12 protein-coding genes are annotated in these 18,605 nt (G+C 71.6%); 8 read left to right on the top strand and 4 right to left on the bottom strand.

Annotated elements, in window-relative coordinates:
• Positions 1–107 precede the first annotated feature (107 nt).
• The 4 genes from WG209_RS10865 to WG209_RS10850 all read left to right on the top strand — a co-directional run bounded on the left by WG209_RS10865 (position 108) and on the right by WG209_RS10850 (position 8,771).
• Positions 108–755 (top strand): sigma-70 family RNA polymerase sigma factor, encoded by a 648-nt coding sequence (locus WG209_RS10865; protein WP_337175061.1) that lies wholly within the window; start codon positions 108–110, stop codon positions 753–755.
• Between the two features lie 168 nt (positions 756–923).
• A complete protein-coding gene (locus tag WG209_RS10860) occupies positions 924–1,937 on the top strand; it encodes a DUF1559 domain-containing protein (RefSeq protein WP_337175060.1) in 1,014 nt (337 codons plus the stop codon).
• An 85-nt stretch (positions 1,938–2,022) separates the two neighbouring features.
• On the top strand, positions 2,023–2,469 hold the full coding sequence (locus tag WG209_RS10855; protein WP_337175059.1) for a hypothetical protein: 447 nt from the start codon (positions 2,023–2,025) through the stop codon (positions 2,467–2,469).
• Positions 2,466–8,771 (top strand): PVC-type heme-binding CxxCH protein, encoded by a 6,306-nt coding sequence (locus tag WG209_RS10850; RefSeq protein WP_337175058.1) that lies wholly within the window; start codon positions 2,466–2,468, stop codon positions 8,769–8,771. Before WG209_RS10855 ends, WG209_RS10850 begins: the two co-directional genes overlap by 4 nt.
• 319 nt (positions 8,772–9,090) lie before the next feature.
• On the opposite strand, the gene WG209_RS10845 is transcribed toward WG209_RS10850, so the two are convergent.
• Positions 9,091–9,882 (bottom strand): class I SAM-dependent methyltransferase, encoded by a 792-nt coding sequence (locus WG209_RS10845; RefSeq protein ID WP_337175057.1) that lies wholly within the window; start codon positions 9,880–9,882, stop codon positions 9,091–9,093.
• A 404-nt stretch (positions 9,883–10,286) separates the two neighbouring features.
• Here WG209_RS10845 and WG209_RS10840 point away from each other — a divergent pair, with 404 nt between their 5' ends.
• Positions 10,287–11,141 (top strand): FHA domain-containing protein, encoded by an 855-nt coding sequence (locus tag WG209_RS10840; protein ID WP_337175056.1) that lies wholly within the window; start codon positions 10,287–10,289, stop codon positions 11,139–11,141.
• Between the two features lie 184 nt (positions 11,142–11,325).
• The gene (locus WG209_RS10835; protein ID WP_337175055.1) at positions 11,326–12,336 is read left to right on the top strand and encodes a MoxR family ATPase; all 1,011 of its coding nucleotides are present in this window, start codon (positions 11,326–11,328) and stop codon (positions 12,334–12,336) included.
• A 12-nt stretch (positions 12,337–12,348) separates the two neighbouring features.
• Here the strand turns inward: WG209_RS10835 and WG209_RS10830 are convergent, their stop codons facing one another.
• The gene (locus WG209_RS10830) at positions 12,349–13,161 is read right to left on the bottom strand and encodes an NAD-dependent protein deacylase (protein WP_337175054.1); all 813 of its coding nucleotides are present in this window, start codon (positions 13,159–13,161) and stop codon (positions 12,349–12,351) included.
• Between the two features lie 911 nt (positions 13,162–14,072).
• Entirely contained in the window at positions 14,073–14,495 is a 423-nt protein-coding gene (locus WG209_RS10825) for a hypothetical protein (protein ID WP_337175053.1), read from the bottom strand.
• A 189-nt stretch (positions 14,496–14,684) separates the two neighbouring features.
• Here WG209_RS10825 and WG209_RS10820 point away from each other — a divergent pair, with 189 nt between their 5' ends.
• Positions 14,685–15,251, top strand: coding sequence for an NUDIX hydrolase (locus tag WG209_RS10820; protein WP_337175052.1), 567 nt, complete (start codon positions 14,685–14,687; stop codon positions 15,249–15,251).
• A gap of 305 nt (positions 15,252–15,556) precedes the next feature.
• Here WG209_RS10820 and WG209_RS10815 read toward each other — a convergent pair whose 3' ends face one another.
• Positions 15,557–15,970: a hypothetical protein gene (locus tag WG209_RS10815; protein ID WP_337175051.1), complete on the bottom strand. Its 414-nt coding sequence runs from the start codon at positions 15,968–15,970 to the stop codon at positions 15,557–15,559.
• Between the two features lie 201 nt (positions 15,971–16,171).
• On the opposite strand from WG209_RS10815, the gene WG209_RS10810 reads away from it, so the two are divergent.
• Positions 16,172–18,502 (top strand): PHB depolymerase family esterase, encoded by a 2,331-nt coding sequence (locus WG209_RS10810; protein WP_337175050.1) that lies wholly within the window; start codon positions 16,172–16,174, stop codon positions 18,500–18,502.
• Positions 18,503–18,605 lie beyond the last annotated feature (103 nt).

Below are 18,605 nucleotides of genomic sequence, written 5' to 3'. Positions count from 1 at the left end.
CGGCGTCGGCCCTCCCGCTCGCACCCTCCTCGTCCCGAGCGACCGCCGTCATGGTATCGCGGCGCGACCCCAACGGGAAGCGCCGAGCCGATCGCGAGGACGCCGCGATGGAACGCCCTTCGGCCCCCTCACGCCCCCGTCGCGTCGCCGGCGACGCGGCGGGCGAGACGTCGCTCACGCTGCTGGAGAGCGTCCGACGCCGCGAGGGGGACGCCTGGCGGCGGCTGCTGGACCTCTACACGCCCCTGCTGCGGCACTGGATCCGCCGCTGGGGCGTGCGTCCCGAGGACATGGACGACGTCACCCAGGACGTCTTCCAGGCCGTCGCGACCAGCCTGGACGGGTTCCGTCGCGAACGCGAACGCGACTCGTTCCGCGGCTGGCTCCACGGCGTCGCCCGGCACAAGGCGCTCGCCCACCTGCGCAAGTCGGGCGGGAGCGGTCCCGTCGCCGCGGGGCTCCACGAGGCGGCCATGAAGGCCGCCGCCCCCGACGAGCCGCCCGACGACGAGGAGCGTTCGCTCCTGAGCGACCTCTACCGCGACGCCCTGGAGGCCGCCCGCGCCGAGTTCGAGGAGCGCACCTGGCACGCCTTCTGGCTATCCGCCGTCGAGGGCCGCGCCCCGGCGGCCATCGCCCAGGAGCTGGGGGTCTCCCCGGCCGCCGTCCGCCAGTCCAAGTCGCGCGTCCTGCGACGGCTCAAGGATCTGATCGGCGAGCCCCCCCGGTCGCTCGCCGTCGGGCCGACGGGCTGAAGGTCGACGGCGTCGAAACCGTCGAAGCCCGCGGCCGTTTCGCCGATTTCGAAACTGCTGTCACACCAGGCGCGATGTACTGGCGGTGGGCGATCCGGCGCGCCCTCTTGGCTCGCCCGGTCGCATCCGGCCTGATACCTCTCCGTTCGTCCTTGATGGAGACACGCCATGCCGCGTAGGCGCCCCGGCTTCACGCTGATCGAGCTTTTGGTGGTGATCGCGATCATCGCCGTCCTGATCGCGCTACTGCTCCCGGCCGTCCAGGCCGCCCGCGAGGCCGCCAGGCGCTCGCAGTGCACGAACAACCTGAAGCAGATCGCCCTGGCGATGCACAACTACCAGTCGGCCCTGAACACCCTGCCGCCGGGCAAGAAGGGGGACGCCTGGGGGAGCTGGATGGTCTTCATGCTCCCCTACATCGAGGCCGTCAGCGCCTACAACGCCTGGAACTATTACGGCAACAATTCCGGCGACCCGGGCACCATCGACTTCGACTTCCGGTACAACGGCGCCGCCAACATCACCGTGACCTCGGCCCGGATCTCGGCGTTCATGTGCCCCAGCGACGGCGGCAGTCAGACGCTCAGCGGCATCGGCATCACGGTCAACGGCGTGACGAAGCTGGTCACGTCGCAGAACTACGTCGTGAACTTCGGCAACACGATGATGCAGCAGCGCCCCCTGGAAGGGGTCACGTTCGGCGGCGCGCCGTTCACCTGCATCGGGTCGCCCTTCGTGGACATCGCCGGCTATCGCGAGCGCGAGCAGGCCGGGATCCCGAACACCTGCTACTCCTTCGCCGCGATCTCGGACGGGCTGAGCAACACGATGATGGTCTCCGAGCTGCTGGTCGGCCAGCCGACCAACGGGTTGGACCTGCGCGGCTTCTCGTGGTGCGGCCCCCTGGGGACGTACACCGCGTGGACCGGCCCCAACAGCCGCGCGGCCGACGTCCTGTGGCCGGGGCTGTGCAACTCCCCCGTGGGCAGCGGGACCAACCCTCCCTGCGTCAACGCCGACGTCACCTGGTACAACGCGGCCAGGAGCAAGCACCCCGGCGGCGTCAACGTCGCGATGTGCGACGGCAGCGTCCGGTTCATCAAGGACGCCATCAGCCTCCCCACCTGGCGGGCGATCAGCACCACCCAGGGCGGCGAGGTCGTCAGCGCCGACTCGTTCTGACCACTCCTCCCGACCCGAACTTGCTCGACCCACCCCACCCCCGGCGCGGCCGTCGCCCGACGGCCGCGCCCTGGAGCCGAACTTGATGAATGGACGATGTGGCGCGGTCCTCGCCGCGATGGGGATCTGCCTCGGGATCGCCGGCTGCAACGAATCCGGCGATGGGCGGAATCGCGTGGCCGTTTCCGGTAAAGTGACCGTGGAAGGCGAGCCGCTGGCCAAGGGGTCCGTGACCTTCCGCCCCGAAGGGGACGGCGCCGAGGCGACCGGCGTGGTCGAGAACGGCGCGTTCACGATCTCCGCGGCCGACGGCCCCACGCCCGGCAAGTACAAGGTCTCCGCCATCGAGGCGACCGAGCGCGCCGAGGGCGACAAGCTCAACAACTTCAGCATCCAGCCCCAGGAGAAGCCCTCCCGCACGACGATCGGCGGCCCGCTGGACGCCGAAGTCAAGGCGGAGGGCGAGAACGTCTTCCCGCTGGACTTCCCGCGGGTGGACACCTCCAAGGGGACGAAGGGCAGGTCCCGATGAACAGATTCCCGAGATTCGGCGTCCGCCTGGCGGCCGGCCTCGCGCTGGCCTGCTCGGCCGGGCTCGTCCCGTCGCGGTCCCAGGAGGTCGACGTGGGCGTCGCCCGCGTCGACGTCTCCCCCGACGGCCCCATCCGGCTCCACGGCTACCTCGCCCGTTCGACCGAGTCGACGGAAGTCGGCAACCCGATCTTCGCCAAGGCGCTGGCGATCGGCTCCGACGAGCAGGGCCCCGCGATCCTGGTCTCCGTCGACAGCCTGGGCGTCTCCGCCGCCCTCGCCGACGAGATCTCCGCGCGGCTGGAGGAGAAGGCCGGAATCCCCCGCGAGCGGTTCGCCGTGGGGGCCTCGCACACCCACTCGGCGCCCCTGCTGACGGGGGTCGCCCCCAACATCTTCGGCCAGCCGATCCCCCCGGACCAGCAGGCGCGCATCGACGCCTACACCCGCGCGTTCGTCGACAAGCTGGAGAAGGTCTGCCTGGAGGCCCTGGCCGACCGCGCTCCGGCGAAGCTCTCCTGGGCGCAGGGCAAGGTCGGCTTCGCGGCCAACCGCCGCACGGCCGGCGGGCCCGTCGACCACGCCCTCCCCGTCCTCAAGGTCGAGTCGCCCGACGGCAAGGTCCGCGCGATCCTGACCAACTACGCCTGCCACTGCACCACCATCGACCCGGCCGAGAACAAGGCCGACGGCGACTGGGCGGGCGCGGCCCAGCGCGGAATCGAGGCCGACAACCCCGGCTGCGTCGCGCTGACGGTCGTCGGCTGCGGGGCCGACTCGAACCCCAACCCGCGCCGCAACTCCGCCGACGCCGAGACCCACGGCCGCGCCCTGGCCGACGAGGTCGCGCGGCTGATGCGAGGGCCGTGGAAGCCGCTGGTCGGCCCCCCCTCCGCGGCGATGGAGCGGATCGAGCTCCCCTTCGCCCCCCTGCCGACGAAGGAAGACCTGGAGAAGCTCGCCGCGGCCGGCGGCCCGCCGGGCTTCAACGCCTCGGTGCAGCTCGCGAGGCTGGAGCGCGACGGCAAGCTCCCGGAGGCCCTCCCCTACTCCGTCCAGGCGTGGAAGTTCGGCGACGGCCTGATGATGGCCTTCCTCCCCGGCGAGGTGGTCGTCGACTACGTCCTGCGGATCAAGAAGGAGTTCGACCCCTCGCGGACGTGGGTCACGGCCTACGCCAACGACGCCCCCTGCTACATCCCCTCGGAGCGCATTCTCAAGGAAGGCGGCTACGAGGGGGGCGGGGCGATGGTCTACTACGCCCAGCCGACCGCGCTCGCGCCGGGGGTGGAGCAGATCATCATCGACGCCCTCCACCGCGTCGTCGGCGACGGCTTCGCGGCCCCGGCCGCCGCCGCCCCCGGCGAGGCGCATGACGACGACAACCCTCCGGCGAAATCGCCGGAGGAGTCGCGCCAGACGATCCGCGTGAAGGACGGGCTGAAGGTGGAGCTGGTGGCCGCCGAGCCGCTGATCGAGAGCCCGGTCGCCGTGGACTTCGGCGGCGACGGCAAGCTCTGGGTCTGCGAGATGCTGGACTACCCCACCGGCATGGACGGCAAGTACAAGCCCGGCGGCCGGGTCCGCGTCCTGGAGGATCGCGACGGCGACGGCCGTTACGAGACCTCCACCCTGTTCATCGAGGACCTCGCCTTCCCGACCGGCGTCCTCGCCTGGCGCAAGGGCGTGCTCATCTGCGCCGCGCCCGAGATTATCTACGCCGAGGACACCGACGGCGACGGCAAGGCCGACGTCCGCAAGACCCTCTACGAGGGCTTCGCCACCGAGAACTACCAGGCCCGCGTCAACGGCCTGAGCTACAACTCCGACGGCTGGGTCTACGGCGCCAACGGGCTGATCGGCGGCCGGATTCGCGGCACGTTCTCCGGCAAGGACATCGACGTGGGCGGCCGCGACTTCCGCTTCAAGCCCGACACCGGCGAGTTCGAGCCCGCCACCGGCCTGACCCAGCAGGGCCGCGTCCACGACGACTGGGGGAACCAGTTCGGCGGCAACAACAGCATCCTGCTGCAGCACTATCCGCTCCCCGACCACTACGTCCGCCGCAACCCCCGCGCCCCCTCCCCCGCGCCGTCCGTGATCCCCCCCGGCGACGCCGACCCCGGCAAGCTGTTCCCCGCCAGCCGCACGCTCACGCGATACAACGAGCCCTGGGCCGCCAACCGCGTCACCAGCGCGTGCAGCCCGCTCGTCCACCGCGACCCGCTGCTGGGCGAGGAGTATTACGGCGACGGCTTCGCCTGCGAGAGCGTCCACAACCTCGTCCGTCGGATCGTCCTGGAGCCCGAAGGGGCGACCTTCACCGGGCGTCGCGCCGACGACGAGCAGGACCGCGAATTCCTCGCCTCCACCGACTCCTGGTTCCGCCCCGTCCAGGTCCGCACCGGCCCCGACGGCGCCTTGTGGGTCGTGGACATGTACCGCTTCGTCATCGAACACCCCCGCTGGATCAGCCCCGAGGCCCTGAAGACCCTGGACGTCCGCGCCGGCGCCGAGATGGGCCGCGTCTACCGCGTCGTCCCCGAGGGTCGCCCCCTGCGCCCGGTCGCGAACCTCGCCGCGATGGCCACGCCGGATCTCGCCGCCGCGATCGACACGCCCAACGGCACCGTCCGCGACACCGCCCAGCGCCTGCTGGACCACCGCCGCGACCCGGCCGCGAAGGCCCCGCTGGCGAAGGTCGCCCGCGAGAGCGAGCACCCGGCCGCCCGCGCGCAGGCCGTCGCCGCGCTCGACGTGCTGGGCCTTCTCGACGCCGACGTCCTCGCCGCCGCCCTGGCCGACGAACATGCCGGCGTCCGTCGCGAGGCCACTCGCGTCGCCGAGTCCCGGCTCGCGGGCGACGCCGCGATCGCCGCGGCAGTCCTGAAGCTGGCCGACGACGAGGACGCCCGCGTCCGCTATCAGGTCGCCCTGAGCCTCGGCGAGTGGGAGGCCCCCGAGGCCGGCGCGGCGCTCGGCGCGATCGCCGCCCGCGACGGCGGCGACCCCTGGCTCCGCGCCGCGGTCCTCAGCTCGGCCACCCCCCACGCCCGCGCGGTGATCGAGCGACTCGTGGCCGAGGCCGGCGCGGAAGGCCCGCGCTCGGACCTGGTCGAGCCCCTGATCGCCACCGCCGTCGGCACGCTCGACCGCGAGGGCCTGGCCGCCACCGTCGCCCTCATCGCCGGCGGGGTGGATAGGCCAGAGCGCTGGCGGTTGGGCGCGACGGCGGAGCTGCTGGACGCGGCCCGCGACGAAGCCCTGGCGAGCGACCCGGCCGTCCTGAAGCTGGCCGCCGCCGCCCGCTCCGTCGCGGCCGACGCCTCCGCCCCCGGCGCCGACCGCGTGGCCGCGCTGCGCCTCCTGGGCCGCTCGGCCGAGTCCCGCGACGCCGACCGCGAGGCGATCGCCGATCGGCTCGACCCCGCCGAGCCCGGCGACGTCCAGTCGGCCGCCATCCGGGCCCTGGCCCGCATGGGGGACGCCGAGTCGGCCGAGGCCGTGCTGGCCCGCTGGTCCCGCCTGGGCCCCGCCGCCCAGATCGAGGCGCTCGACGCCCTGATCGCCCGCGAGGAGTCCGTGGCCGCGCTGCTCGCGGCCGTCGAATCCGGCCGGGTGAAGCCCTCCCAGATCGGCGCCCAGCACCGCGAGCGTCTCCTGAAGTCCGGCGCCGAGGTGTCTCGCGAGCGGGCCAACGCCGCCTTCGGGGCGCTGGCCATCGGGTCGCGAGACGACGTCCTGGATCGCTACGCCGAGGTGAAGACGACCCCCGGCGACGCCACCCGCGGCCGCGCCGTCTTCCAGCGCGCCTGCGCCTCCTGCCACAAGCTCGACGACATCGGCGTCGAGGTCGGCCCGGACCTGGCCGCGCTGACCGACGTGTCGGCCGACTCGCTCCTGGTCGCGATCCTGGATCCCAACCGCGAGGTCGACGCCCGCTACGTCGCCTACGACGCCGCGCTGCAGGACGGGCGGACCCTCTCCGGCCTGATCGCCGCCGAGACCGCCAGCTCCATCACCCTGAAGCGCCAGGACGGCACCGCCGACGTCGTGCTCCGCGACGACCTGGACGAGCTGGTCTCCTCGGGCCGCTCGCTCATGCCCGAGGGGCTGGAGAACGACATGACGCCGACCGACGTGGCCGACGTGGTCGCGTTCCTGGCGCGTCGCTCGGCTCGCCCCAAGGCCCAGGAGGGGAACACGCCGACCACGGTCGAGCCCGGCCCCGACGGCGTCATCCGGCTCACGGCCGAGAACGCCGAGATCTACGGGCCGAACCTCGTGTACGAGGGGGAGCACGGCAACCTCGGCTACTGGCACGCGCCGGCCGATTACGCCGCGTGGACCTTCAGGGTCCCGCACGGCACCATGTTCGACGTGGCGATCGAGTGGGCCTGCGCCGACGACTCGGCCGGCAACGCCTACACGCTGTCCCTCGGCCGCCAGAAGTACCGGGGCGTGGTCCCCGGGACCGGCGGATGGGACCAGTACGATCGCGCCTCGCTGACGCATCAGGTCTTCCACCAGGCGGTCCACCGCGTCGAGATGCGGGCCGACGGCCCCATCAACAACGCGCTGGCGGACGTCCGCGCCATCGTCCTCACCCCCGCCGAGACCGGGGCGCGGGCCGTCGCGCCCGCGGCCCCCGAGGCCGTGGCCGACGCGCCCCCGACGCCCGCCCAGGCGGCCGGCGCGATCCTCGACCCGAAGACGCCCGACGCCCGCCGCGGCAAGCTGATCGAGGAGCTTTCCGACTGCTCGGCCGAGCTGATCGCGGCCCTCGTGGACGGGCTGGACACGGACGACGAGGCCGAGCAGTACCGCCGCATCCCCTGGATCTGGCGCGTCGCCATCGCCGCCGGCAAGCGCGACGACGCCGACGAGATGCGGAAAATCCTCGACGTCTCCCTCCCCGCCGACGCCCCCGACGCGAAGCTGGAGGATTGGCAGTCCGTCGTGATCGGCGGCGGCCTCATCAACGGCGTCAGCATGACCGGCCCCATGCCGGCCGCCCGCTTCGCCGAGGTGATCGGCGAGGACGCCGCGCTCAAGGCCCGCTGGGATCGCTCGATCGAGCTGGCCTCCAAGATGACCGACGACGAGAAGATCCGCGCGGGCACCCGCTACGACGCCCTCCGCATGCTGGGGGTCGCCCCGTGGGAGGCCCACGGCGATCAACTCGTCCGCTACCTGGCCGCCGGGGTCGACCCCGAGCTGCACCAGGGGGCCGTCTGCGGCCTGGCGGACGTCCCCTCGCCCAACGTCGTCCCCGCGCTGGTGGAAGCCCTCCCCCGGCTCACCCCCGGCAACAAGGCCTTCGCCGTGGCCGCGCTGGTCCGCGACGCCGACCGCCGCGAGGCCGTCGTCGACGCCCTCGAAGCCGGCCAGCTGAAGCCCGAGGACCTCGACGATGACGCCCGCGCCGCGCTGACCGACCCGGCGAAAACGAAGTCGGCCGAGCGCGCCCGCCGCGTCCTGAACCCCTCGGGCGCGGCGACCCTGCTGCCGTTCGACGCCCTCCAGGCCCAACTGGGCGACCCGAAGCTGCGGCTGCTGGACGCCCGGCCGAAGGCCGAATATGACGAGGCCCACATCCCGGGCGCCGTCTGGGTGGACGTCAAGAAGGCCGAGGCCATCGCCGCGGCGCCCGGAGGCCTCAAAAATCCCGACGCCTGGTCTGACTGGGTCGCCGGCCTGGGGATCGAGCCCGGCTCCCAGGTCGTCGTCTACGACGCGAAGCGCCAGCTCGACGCCGCCCGCCTCTGGTGGCTGCTGAGCTACCTCGGCGTCGACAACGTCGCGCTGATCGACGGCGGCTTCCCGCTCTGGAGGTCCGAGGGCCGGCCAACTTCCGCCGAGCCCGTCGCGCCCGAGGCGAAGCCGTTCCCGATCGCCCTCCGCGAGGACCGCCACGCGACCCGCGAGCAGGTGCTCGGCCTGCTGGAGAGCCGGGCCGCGAAGATCGTCGACGCCCGGACGGAAGGGGAGCACACGGGGGCCGAGGCCAGGAGCAAGCGAGGGGGCCGCATCCCCGGGGCGTGCCCGGTCGAGTGGGCCGGCCTCGTGGACGACCAGGGACGATTCCTCCCCCTGGACCAGCTCCGCGCGAAGTTCGAAGCCGCCGGGCTCAAGCCGGGCGAGGCGGCCGTCGCCCATTGCCAGGGGGGCGGCCGGGCCTCGGTCGACGCCTTCGTCCTGGAGCGCCTCGGCCACCCCACGCGCAACTACTACCTGGGGTGGTCGGAATGGGGCAACGCCGACGACACCCCGATCGAGACCGGCGAGCCGGCCGCCAGGTAATGAACCCGCGGCGAGCGGATCGGCCGACGGCCACGCGAACGGTCTCGCCACCTGGTCGGGGAAGCTAGACGCCGAAGGAGTCGGATGGGGGAGATCGCCCGCAAGGCGCAAGAGCTCGCGACCAGTGCCCAGGCCGACGGCCGAGGAAGGCCATACCGAACTCCAATGCCCGTCGTGCTCGTTCTCCCCTCATCCGACCCTTCTGGACACCTTCCCCCTCCGGGGGGAAGGCCATCATTGACCATCGCGCGGGAGCCGGCGCGACCGAGGCGAGGCACCTGGCGCTCCACCCGTGGTCGATCGAAACGTCGCCGCTCGATCACCCCTCCCGGCGGGCCAGGGCGAACAAGGACGTTCCCGTCGTGAGTAGCCCCCGCGCCGCCAGGGGGTGCTCCGCCGCGTAGGCCGCGCGGAGGACCAGGGGCCCCGGCCAGGGGGGGAGGGCCAGGTGGCGCAGGTAGATCTCGGCCGGGTCGTCGCCGGGCCGCGCGCGGTCGCGGCCCAGGCGTCGGCGCAGGATCGGGACCATCCACGCCCCCCACCACAGGATCGCCGGCGGGGCCAGCCCGGAGCCCTCGAACGCCCGCGCGAGCGACTCCGGGTCGTATCGCCGGCGATGCCCCTGGATGGCGTCGAATTCCGAGAAAAATTCGGGCCGCGCCGGGACGCTCAGGAGCAGCGCGCCCCCCGGCGCGACCATTTCGGCCAACGTCGCGACGGCGCCCCGGTCGTCGTCGAGGTGCTCGATCACGTCGAGCGCGAGCACGGCGTCGAACTCCTCGCGGGCGTCCCAATCGGCCGTCGTCCGCGAGAGGTCGGCCTCGATCAGGTCGCGCCCGGGCCGGTCCAGGCGGGCGAGGATCCGCGGCGAGACGTCGAGCCCGGCCGCGCGGTACCCGGCGGCCTCGAGCGCCTCCAGGGTCACTCCCCAGCCGCAGCCGGCGTCGAGGACGCGCGCGGGGGGGCGGATCCCCAGCCGACGCAACAGCGTCAGGGTCAGCCGCGCGCGGGCCGACCACCAGGGATGCCGGCGCACGGCGTCGCCGGTGCGGACCAGGATCTCCTCCGCCATGTGGCCATCCGCGACGCCGCGCGACCATCTCCGGATCATGCTCCCGCTCCGAGTCCCCGGGGTCGAGGCCCCAGACTAACCGATCACGCCGCGACCGCGATCCCCGATTTCCGCTGACTCCCGACCCCCTCCCCGGCCGATCGAAAGGGAGTCGGCGGTGCCTCCCGGCTTCCCTGGCGGGGGGTTTGATTTCCGAAGGAATCCGTTAGAATGTCGCAGGGGTCCGAAGCGGCCTGGGGCCGGCGGGCCTCGCGTCCGTCCCTGGAACGATTGAGGCGCGCGGCGACGAAGTCCGCGCCGGGAAATACTCCCCCTCAAGGGGCCCGCGGCGCATATCTTTTCGGGCGCGGGTTCGGCGATAATGGCCCTGGCGGTTTGCGAGCGAGGCGTGCGGACGTCGGTCCCCCCAATCGTTGAAGACCGATAAGGTCGGGACGGTTTTCATGAAAGTTCAGCTCATCGTGGTCCGGGGCAAGCCCGAGGGTAAGGTCATCCCCCTCACGGGCTCGAAATTCAAGATCGGGCGGGGCGAGACCTGCCACCTGCGGCCCAACAGCGAGCAGGTCAGCCGCGAGCACGCCGAATTCTCGATCGCCGACGGCGTCGTCACCGTCGCCGACCTGGGGAGCCGCAACGGGACGCTCGTCAACGGCAAGGCCCTGACCGAGCCCTGCGTCCTCAAGGACGGCAACCTCGTGCAGGTCGGCCCGCTCACCTTCGCCGTGCAGATCACCGGCGCGCCCGCGACCCCCGCCGCCGCCAAGCCGGCCCCCGCCAAGCCCGCCGCCGCGGCCCCCTCGCCGGCGGCCGCCAAGCCCGAGTCCCGCTCCGCCCCCGAGGACGTCCTCAACGAGGACATCGACGCCTGGCTGGTCGGCGAAGCGACCGGCGGCAGCTCCGACGTGCCGGCGCAGGTCTACGGCGGCGAGACCATCACCATCGCCGCCTTCAAGGACGGCGAGGCCCCGGCTCCCAAGCCGGCCCCCGCGGCGGAAGAAGAAGAGAGCGAACCAGAAGAGGAAGAAGAGGACGAGATCGAGGACTCGCTCGGAGAGGACGAGGAGGACGAAGACGAGGAGGAAGAGGAAGAAGAGGAGGACGACGAGCCGGTCGAGGACTTCATGGACGAATCGAACCCCTTCTACGCCGCCAAGAAGGCACAGAAGGACGCCGAGAAGGCCGCCAAGTCCGGCCCCGCCGCGACGGGCGCCGGCCCCAACCAGCAATTCAAGGACACCAGCGACGCCGCCTCGGAAATCCTGCGCAAGCTCCGCGAGCGTCGCCGCGAGTCCAAGTGACGGCCGCCCGTCGCGACCGCGAGTCCGAGGGGGGGAGGGTGCCTTGTCCCCTCCCCCCTCCCGGGCCGAGGGGGGGGCTGCCGGCCTTCCCCATGACGCTCGGACCCCGGTCGGAAAGTCGCGTCCTCGTCGCCGTTCTCCGGCGAAGGACGGCCCGCCCCCGATACTCGGCGAACCGCCCCTCATGTCGACCCCCGACCCCGCCTCGCCCGACCTCGCCTTCGAAGACGCGTATCGCAGCCTCGACGAACTGGTCGGCCGCCTGGAAACCGTGGTGGTCGGGCAGAAGCCGCTGATCGAGAAGCTGATCGTCGCGCTCCTTGCCGGGGGGCACGTCCTGGTGGAAGGGGTGCCGGGGCTGGCCAAGACCCGCGTCGTCCGCGAGCTGGCGCGGGCGCTCGACCTGCCCTTTCGCCGCGTCCAGTTCACCCCGGATTTGCTCCCGGCCGACCTCACCGGCACGCAGATCTACCGCCCCTCGACCGGGACGTTCGACGTCCGCCCCGGGCCGATCGTCACCAGCGTCCTCCTCGCCGACGAGATCAACCGCGCGCCGGCGAAGGTCCAGAGCGCGCTGCTGGAGGCGATGCAGGAGGGCCAGGTGACCGTCGGCGACGAGACGATCCTCCTGCCCGAGACCTTCTGGGTCCTCGCCACCCAGAACCCGATCGAGCACGAGGGGACGTACCCGTTGCCGGAAGCCCAGCTCGACCGCTTCCTGCTCAAAATCCTGGTCGGCTACCCCGACCGCGCGGCCGAGATCGCCATGCTCGACCTCCCCAGCGTCGCGGGCGGCCCGCGTCCCGACGCCCCGCCCGTCGGCGATGCCCCCCTGCTCCATCCCGCCGACGTGATCCGGCTGCGACGGCTGACGGCCGCCGTCCGCGTGGCCGACGCGATCAAGGAGTACGTCGTCGACCTCGTCCGGGCGACCCGCGACCCGGAGGCCTTCGGCCTGGGCCTCGCGCCGCTGATCGAGCTGGGCGCCAGCCCCCGCGGGACGATCTCGCTCGTCCGCGTCGCGAGGGCTCGCGCCCTGCTCTCCCGCCGAGACTACGTCACGCCGCACGACGTCAAGTCGCTGGCGCTGGATGTCCTGCGGCACCGGGTCATGGTCAGCTACGAGGCCGACGCCGAGGGCCTGTCGGTCGATGACGTGCTGCGGAAGATCCTCGACCACGTCCCCGTCCCGTGAGACCGGGGCCGCCTAGGTGTGGGGCCACCACTCCAGGTGGCCGTCCCAGATCGCGTCGAGCGCCACGGCCGCGCGGGCATGCAGCTTGACCTCGACCAGCCCGGACATGGCGGTCTGGTCGGGGTTGATCTCGACGGTCGTCTTGCCGGCCGCCTGCGCGATCCGCAGCGGGGCGACGATGTAGTCGAACAGGTTGCTGGTGCCGATGCTGAAGACCACGTCGAAGCCCCGCGCCATCTCGGCTTCCAGCCGGCGTAGCTTCGCCGGGTCCAGGCTCTCGCCGAAGAGGACGACGTCGGGCCGCATCACTGCCCCGCAGTCCGGGCAGAGCGGGGGCGTCCCCAGGCCGTCGTAGTTCCCGACGCGCTCGCGGCGAGTGCAGGCCGTGCAGCGGATGTCGTGCAGATCGCCGTGGATTTCCAGCACGTTCCGCGACCCCGCCGCGGCGTGCAGGCCATCGACGTTCTGGGTCAGGATCCAGATGGCGTCGAAGTGCTCCTGCATCTCGGCCAGGACCTGATGCCCGCGGTTCGGCCGCGCGCCGCGGCTGGCGCGCTCGATCTCCTTGAGGTACTTCCACGTCACCTCCGGGCGCGCCTCGAACATCGGCCCGGAGAGGATCTCCTCGATCGCGACGCCGGCCGGCGTGAGGCGATCCGACCGATAGAGGCCGCCGACGCCGCGGTAGGTGGGGAGGCCCGAGTCGGCCGACATCCCGGCCCCCGTCACCGCAAGGACTCGCCTCGCCTTGCGCAGCTTCTGGACGACCCGGGCGACGCCGCGCGTGTCGTCGGCGGAGAGTTCGTCGGGATGGACGGGGTCCATGCTCGGCCTCGCGTGCGCCGCGCCGGGGGCGGCCGTCGGTCGGGGTGTCGGGAGCCTCCAGTATGCCACGACGCCCCCCGCCGCCGCCATCCCGACGACACGCGAAGCTTGGGTTCGTTCGCGCGCCGCGTCTCCCGCCTCCGTCTCCACAAGTTGTTGACTGACTATTGGTTAATGATGAACTCAGTTGGCTTCGTTCGTCGGTTTCGTGGTGATATTTCCCCGACGCCGCGTCCGTCGGTCATGCTAGAGTCGGTGCCACCCCGACCCGACGTGGCTCGCCCGAAGGACTGGCATGAAAGTCGTCGGATCGTCCGTGGCGAGGGCATGCGAAAGTTGGCTTCGTTCGCGCGCCGCGGCAACCGCCGCGGTTTACACAAACCTATAACCAAAATGGACTTAACCCCTTTTCGCGTTGGCTTCGTTCGTCGAACTCCATTCTATTTTTCGGCCCGACGCCACATCCCTCGACACCGCCACGCGCGTCCCTCCTTCGCCGCGCGCGGGAGGACCGGACGACAGGGGGAAATAGTCGGGCCGTGGCAACCGCGAGGGTTCACGACCGACGCGGCAACCCCCTCTCGGAAGCGCGGAGGTCATCCACCATGGCCCGCGTAACGAATCTCTCCTGGGGAGGCCGGGTTGACGTACGTCGTGAGCCACGGAGACCGTCGCTCCCTCGATCTTGAAGTGCTTCCGGGTTGTCAAAGAGCACCTTCATCAAACAACCGTATGGTCCGCGTCCGCGTCCGGGAGATTTCAAGAATCTCGGAAATTTCTCCGGGCATTCGGATAACGGCCGTCGGCTCGCGAGTCCATTCTTTTCGCCGGCGCATCGGAAATCCGATCTCCGGGTTTCGCCCCGAGACGGCATGCGGCCTCACTCCGACGGTCGGCGGGGCGAACCCGACCTAGGTCGCATGCCGTTCGAGGAGCCCTTGTGCCGTCCCTCGGATATCCGGCGCGATCTCTTCATTGTCCTCCACTTCACGCAGCAGCGATGTCAACCGGATTCCACCGACCTCCGCCGCCCCAGCGTTGAGCAGCCGACCAATCATGACCAGGGAAAGAGCCGCCGGTGCTCGCCGGACGGATTCAACAAGGGCCGGCTCGTAATCGGGCAGGGATTCGAGTCCATGGACGATCGACCAGAACACGCCCGCGCCATCCTCCGTGGGGTTCCGCTCCAGGAGGGCGAGCATGGCCTCGATCCCCTCCCGACCGACCCCAGTCTCGAACAGCTTGTCTAGCAGTACTTCCAGACCCAACCAGTTGCCGTCCTCCGACTCGAAGTCCCGGATGGCAGCCATCACCTCCTCGCTCGATCTGGCCATGAAGACCTCGAAGCTATTTCCGCGGCGGGAAAGTCCGTGCCTGCTGGAGAGACCAGGCTAGCGTCCCCCAGGCCTCGAATCGCCTTGACCTCCCGGACGCGCCGGGCCTACAGTCGCTCCCTCGCGACGGCCGCGCCGGCGGCCCGCGTTCATCGCCGCAAGGAAGAAACCGTACGAAGGGGCCGCGGCTTGCTGAAGGAAGACGACCAGGACCCGCGCCCGTGGGACGTGCTGGAATCGCGCCACCTAATTCAGCGTCCATGGCTGACCGTCCGCCAGGACCGCGTCCGGCTGCCCAACGGCGCGATCATCGATGACTACAACATCCTCGAGTATCCCGACTGGGTGAACGTCGTCCCCATCACGCCGGACGGACGCGTCGTCCTGATCCGCCAGTACCGGCACGGCTCCCGACGGGTCCACTACGAACTCCCGGCCGGCGTCGTGGACGCCACCGACGCCGACCTTGAGCAGACCGCCCGCCGCGAACTCCTGGAGGAGACGGGGCACGGAGGCGGCGAGTGGTCCCGCCTGACGACGCTCTCGGCCAATCCCGGCACCCACACGAACCTCAGCCATACGTTCCTGGCTCGCGGCGTCGTCCCGTTGGGGGAGCCCGCCCCCGAGGAGACCGAGGAGATCCGCGTCCATGCCGTCGGCCTGGACGAACTGCGCGAGATCCTCGCGTCCGGCGGCGTCCTCCAGGCCCTCCACGCCGCGCCGCTGTATCGATATCTCCTGACGCTGGGGGAATAGCCCGGCCATTGGACCTGTAGAAAACGACGCCAAGGAGATGAGCGTCCCCCCTCCTCCCCCCGTGGGAGAAGGGGGCCGAAGGCCGGATGAAGGGGGCGTAACAGAGGGATTGTTGTGGTGCGGCCTTTTCGGCCGCGCGCGCCGGCCCGCGACGCGCTGGCGGGACGCCCGCGCCACGAAAGACGCTCCGACGCTCCCCGGTCGCGTCCCCCCTCATCCGCCCCTCCGGGGCACCTTCTCCCACGAGGGGAGAGGGGATGCTCGTCACCGCTATCTCGTCCGGTTTTCCACAGAGCGCCGGCCATTCACTTCCAGATGAAGTGACCCACGAGCAGCCCCGCCACGAAGGCCATCGGGATCGCCATCAGCACCAGCAGGGACCACGCCATCACCACACCGGGGGGCAGGATCACGTCGGCGGGCCGTGGCGAGGGAGGGGTCGGCGCCAGCGCGGGGGGGTCGGCGTCGATCCGGATCGGCGGGATGTCGGGCTCGACGGTCGTCGTCCCCACGATCGCCGAGAAATCGGGCTCGACGGCGACCTCCTCCTCGCCCGCCGTCGTCGAAGTCGCGGGCCCCGGCTCCTGATCGGAGGGGGCGGGCACTTGCAGCTCGGCGCGGCAACGCGGGCAGGATACCACGGCCCCCACGCGCCGAGGCGAGGCGCCCAGCAGCTTGCCGCAGCGATAACACCGGAACTTGATCGGATCGTCGTTCATGCTTACCAGAATAACGGCGGGCGCGCGAACGTCTAGATAACCGCCACGACCGCGACCCCGGTGGGCCTCGCGCCCGCTTCGCCGCGCCCCCGCCGGGGGCCGTCGGGTATGATGGAGGTCGCGGCGGCGCGCGATGGACGCGGGTCATGCTCGGATTTGGATCGGTTCGATCGACCCAGCTCAGGGAGGCGGCGGAGCCTGATGCAAGACTCGATGCGGTCCCGCACTCGGGGGGGGCTCGCCTTCGCGCCGGCGTGCCTCGCGATGATCTCGGCCTTCGCCCTCGGGGCGGGCGCCGACACCGTCATCATGAAGAACGGCGTCTCCTACCGCACCGTCGCCGCCCCCGACCGCGACGGCGAGACCCTGCTCTACCTCTGGGACGGCACCAAGAAGATCGTCGTCCGGGACTCGAAGGTCGACCGGGTGATCGCGGACAACTCCCTGCGGACGGGCGAGAAATTCTCCCTGGTCCAGCCGCTGACCGTCCACGCCGGCGCCATGCCTCGCGAGGTCGTGAGCGTCGCGGCGGAGCCCTGGGACGAGAAGGGCCGGCGGAAGTTCCGCTACATCGGGCGGTCGTCCAAGCCCGTGGTCATGGAGCAGGCCATCAACGAGATCGGCCCGCACGTCGTGCGCTTCCGCGGCGTCGACGGCTTCTGGCAGGGCCAGGCCGCCACCCGCGCCATCCCGCGCGACGTCCTCCTCAGCCTCCTGCACCGGGTGGAGCGGGACAACCAGGCCGAGCGCGAGCGCGTCGTCCGGTTCATGATGGAGGCCGGCTGGAACGCCGAGGCCAGGGCCGAGTTGGAGCAGGTCGTCAAGGAGTTCCCCGACGGCGACCTCGCCGAGCGCGCCGCCAACGCCCGACGGTTCATCATCCAGGCCGAGGCCACCCAGCGCCGCTCCGACGTCGACGTGTTCCGCCGCGCGAAGCGGTTCAAGGCCGCGGCCGAGCTGCTGAAGACCTTCGACGACCCCGAGATCGACACCGACATCCAGGTCGAGGTCCGCGAGCAGATCCGCCGCGAGGACGACCAGCGTCGCGACGACCGGGAGACCGCCCACGACCTCCTCCGCCTGCAACTGGGGCTCTCCCCCTCGCTCCGCGAGACCTGGAAGGGGCGGCTCGCCGAGGTCCGCAAGGCGCTCGACGAGGCGCCGGACGCCGTCCGCGACCGCCTCGCCGCCTGGCGCCGGGCCAAGGCCGAGTCGAGGCCCAGCGTCGAGGCGCAGCTCGCCCTGGCGATGTCGGGCTACGTCGTCGGCATCGAGTCGGCCGTCCCCCACCTGGCCGAGGCCGACGCCCTCTGGACCGCCCGCGACCTCATCGCCCGTTACCTCCGCTCCGACGACGAGCCGACCCGCGAGGCGATCCTGGCGGATCTCGACGCCCTCAAGTGGCCGCCGGGCCCGCCGGAGTCCCCGGAAATCCCGAGGCTCGAACTGGCCCAGAAGCTCTGCCGGCTGATGCCCCCCCCATTCCGCCGCCCCTCCGACGAGGCGGCCGAGGGCGTGATCGTCAACCACGTCGAGGCCGAGGACTCCATCCCCACGACGTACCACGTCCAGCTCCCCCCCGAGTACCACCCCCTGCGGTCGTACCCGGCCGTGGTCGTGATGCACTCCGGGGACGGCCCCGAGGCGGCCGTCGCGGCCTGGGGCGGCGAGGCGGCCCGGCGCGGTTACATCGTGATCGCCCCCGAGCACCGCGCGACCGACGGGACGTCGCGATACCAGTACACCCCGGGCGAGCACGCGGCCGTCGAGCTGGCCGTCCGCGACGCCCGCCGCCGCTACGCCGTCGACTCCGACCGCGTCTTCGCCGTCGGCCAGCTCGGCGGCGGCGAGATGGCCTGGGACGTGGCCCTGGGCCATCCCGACCTGTTCGCAGGCGTCGCGGTCGTCTCCGGCCTCCCCGGCAAGTACGTCCCGCGCTCGATGGGGCAGCACGAGCGCCTCCCCCTGCTCTGCGTCATCGGCGACCTCGCCCCGGCCTCCACCGAGGTCGTCTTCAACGGTTACGTCAAGCCGATGATCCAGAAGGTCTGGGACGTCACCTACATGGAGATGAGCCGTCGCGGCCTGGAGGAGTTCCCCGAGGAGATCCCCACCATCTTCGACTGGATGGAGCCCCGCCGTCGCGACCCCTACCCCAAGGCATTCGACGCCAACGCCGCCCGGAGCTGCGACGACCGCCGCCACGGGATCGTCGTCCGCGCCTTCGCCGAGGGCCGGACCACCGCGCCCGAGGCCGTCGAGCCCCTGGGCCGCAACCTCTCCCCGGCGACCATCAAGCTGAAGACCAGCAGCCTGGGCAACCTCCTGGACGTCACCGTCTCCGGCGTCACCCGCCTGGACGTCTGGGCCGGGCCCGAACTCGTGGACTTCCGCCGCAAGCTGGAGGTCCGCGTCAACCGGAAGACCGTCCACAAGACGATCCCCCGCCTGGAGTTCCGCCCGATGCTGGAAGACCTCCGCGTCCGCGGCGACCGCGGCCAGATGTACTGGGTGAAGATCGAGGTGGGGTGATCGTATAGAATGGGAGCGGGAGCCCGCCGATCCGCCCCCTCTTCCGGCCCCTCTCCCCCTGGGAGAGGAGATGACGAGTTTCGCTCCTCGATTCCATCATCCC

The sequence above is a fragment of the Paludisphaera sp. genome, from assembly GCF_037189885.1.
Taxonomy (GTDB): Bacteria; Planctomycetota; Planctomycetia; order Isosphaerales; family Isosphaeraceae; genus Paludisphaera.
The sequence above is the reverse complement of the archived record's forward strand: the minus strand, read 5'-3'. Positions and strand labels throughout refer to the sequence as shown.